The 2,694-nt window shown below is 66.0% G+C and carries 2 protein-coding genes, 1 tRNA gene and 1 pseudogene; all 4 read left to right on the top strand.

Annotation, left to right across the window (positions count from 1 at the left end):
• Positions 1-652: hypothetical protein (locus H926_RS33755; RefSeq protein ID WP_022677953.1), on the top strand; the 652-nt coding region annotated here is incomplete at its 5' end.
• Between the two features lie 103 nt (positions 653-755).
• Positions 756-831 (top strand) — tRNA-Ala (locus tag H926_RS0120595).
• 179 nt (positions 832-1,010) lie between these two features.
• Entirely contained in the window at positions 1,011-2,066 is a 1,056-nt protein-coding gene (gene obgE / locus H926_RS0120590) for a GTPase ObgE (RefSeq protein ID WP_028658298.1), read from the top strand.
• A 223-nt stretch (positions 2,067-2,289) separates the two neighbouring features.
• A pseudogene (locus H926_RS35075) lies at positions 2,290-2,694 on the top strand (glutamate 5-kinase); the annotation flags it as partial.

Below are 2,694 nucleotides of genomic sequence, written 5' to 3'. Positions count from 1 at the left end.
GCCCCCGCCACCGCCGCCCAAGGTCGTGATCGTGCCGGCGCGGCCGATGCCGCCCAATGGCGCCAGCGCCAACCTGACGGTGCCGCCGCTGGCCGCCACCGGCCTGCGGGAATCGGTCAATCGCAACATCACGCCCGCGCAGATGGTTTGGAACCTGCGCTCGGCCTACAACGTTGCCGCGCTCAACTGCACTGGCCCGCGCCATGTCGAGCTGTTGCCGCTCTATCGCACGTTCCTCAAGTCGCAGGCCAAGGGGCTCGACAAGGCCAATCGCACTGTCGACCAGGAATTCAAGGCCAAGTTCGGCAGCAAGTTCATCGCCCCGCGCGAGCAGTACATGACCGCAGTTTACAATCATTACGCCCTTCCGGCGACGATGGGTGATTTTTGCGATGCAACGCTGGCGGTGGCGCGCGACGGCGCCGCTGTGCCCGCTGCCGAACTCGAAGCCTTTGCGGTGCGCAGCCTGCCCAACATCGAAATCGTGTTCGATGCGTTCTATCGCCGATACGACCAGTATCGCACCGATCTGGCTATCTGGCAGGCACAATATGGTGGTGCCCAGCCTGGCTCCACTATCGTGATTCCGACCGTTGCCAGCGACAACTCGACCAGCGGGACACCAACTACGCAGGCCACCGGCGCGCTCTAAAAAATATCACTTTTGCTCTTGGCGCCGCCATGGCTCTGCGCTAATGGCGGCGCTCCCGAAGCACGGGGCGCCTAGGCGGCCCTGCTTTGGACGATACTGGAACGGGGCCGTAGCTCAGCTGGGAGAGCGCGTCGTTCGCAATGACGAGGTCAGGGGTTCGATCCCCCTCGGCTCCACCAGTATAAAATTGAACGGATCGGTTCCATTTCCGGTCCCCATGCTCGCCAGCCTGCTGCCAGCCTGAATTCCGACGCGCCATCAGCCGACGGGCCGGGTGGGCAAAGCGGGCCTTGGCGCAATCGGCGTTTGCTGCAAAGGCGCCGGCTGCGCCCATTCAGGACTGCCGGACGCCAACGCCATGCACTTTCTCGATCAGGCCAAGATCTTCATCCGCTCAGGGCAGGGTGGCCCCGGCGCGGTCAGCTTCCGGCGCGAGAAGTATGTCGAATATGGCGGCCCCGATGGCGGCGATGGCGGCAAGGGTGGCGACATCATTTTCGAGGCGGTGACCGGCCTCAATACCCTGATCGATTTCCGCTATACCCAGCACTTCAAGGCCCAGCGCGGCCACGGCGGCGCCGGCAAGAACCGCACGGGCGCGGGGGGCAACGATCTGGTGATCAAGGTGCCGCTCGGCACCCAGGTGCTGGACGATGACCGCGAGACCGTGCTGGCCGACCTGACCGAAGTGGGCCAGCGCGTCGTCCTGCTGCGCGGCGGTGACGGCGGGCGCGGCAACCTGTCGTTCAAATCCTCGACCAACCGCGCGCCGCGCCAGTGCGGGCCGGGCTGGCCGGGTGACGAGATGTATGTCTGGCTGCGGCTCAAGCTGCTGGCCGATGCCGGGCTGGTGGGCCTGCCCAATGCCGGCAAGTCCACCTTCATCAACCAGATCACCAATACCAAGGCCAAGGTAGGCGATTATGCCTTTACCACCACGCGGCCGCAGCTGGGCGTGGTGCGCCATCGCGCGCGCGAATTCGTGCTGGCCGATATTCCTGGTCTGATCGCGGGTGCGGCCGAAGGCGCGGGCATTGGCGATCGCTTCCTGGGCCATATCGAGCGCTGCCGCGTGCTGATCCACCTGATCGACATTCACGGCACCGATCCGGCCGAGGCGCTGGCGATCGTCGAGGAAGAACTGGCCGCCTATGGCGCCGGGTTGGAAGACAAGCCCCGCGTGGTGGCGCTCAACAAGATCGACCTGGTCGATGCCGAACTGGTGCGCGCCTTTTCGCGCGAGCTGATCGAGGCGGGCGCCGCGCGCGTGTTCCCGATTTCGGGCGCGACCGGCAGCGGCATGGACGATCTGCTCGATGCCGTGCTCGATTACCTGCCGGCCGCCACCACCACCGAGCGGCCGACCGGCGAAGTGGAAGACGAGGCCGACGCCAAGCCGTGGTCGCCGATTTGATTGTTTCGGGCTGAGCGTCAGGCATAGCATCACCCCCCGACCCCCTCCTCTGAAGAGGAGGGGGAGAAGTAATACCGAAAGCCCCATCCTCTTTAGAGGAGGGGGTTGGGGGTGGTGCGATGCCATGCGCATCCTGGCGGAAAACACCCCCGCGCCAAAGCGTGTCACAATTCCTTCAAGCGCCCTTCACCTGCCCGATCATTTGGCCTAAGCCGCGCCGATCATGCGCATTGCCCAGCTGTCTCACCTCGCCGATCCTGCCGTGTGCCCGCGCCTTGTCATCAAGGTCGGCTCGGCGCTGCTGGTGGGCAAGGACGGGCAGCCGCGCCGCGCCTGGCTGACGGGGCTGGTGGCCGAAATCGCTGCCGCCCGCGCTGCCGGGCAGCAGGTGATCGTGGTGTCTTCGGGCGCGATTGCGCTGGGTGCGCGCAAGCTGGGCCTGGCCAAGGGCGGGCGGGGCAGCCTGGCCGATGCCCAGGCAAGTGCTTCCGTTGGCCAGATCGCGCTGGCGGGCCTGTGGGCCGAACTCTTGGCCAGCCATGGCATCACGGCGGCGCAGATCCTGCTGACGCTGGAAGACCTGGAAGACCGCCGCCGCTATCTCAACGTCACGGCCACGCTGGGGCGG

It is taken from the genome of Novosphingobium sp. B-7, from assembly GCF_000410615.1.
Classification (GTDB): Bacteria; Pseudomonadota; Alphaproteobacteria; order Sphingomonadales; family Sphingomonadaceae; genus Novosphingobium; species Novosphingobium capsulatum.
This window is presented reverse-complemented; position numbering and strand designations above follow the sequence as displayed.

What these genes read in the sequence shown, in the direction of transcription:
- obgE (WP_028658298.1), top strand. Translation starts at nt 1,011, where the DNA reads ATGCACTTTCTCGATCAGGCCAAGATCTTCATCCGCTCAGGGCAGGGT.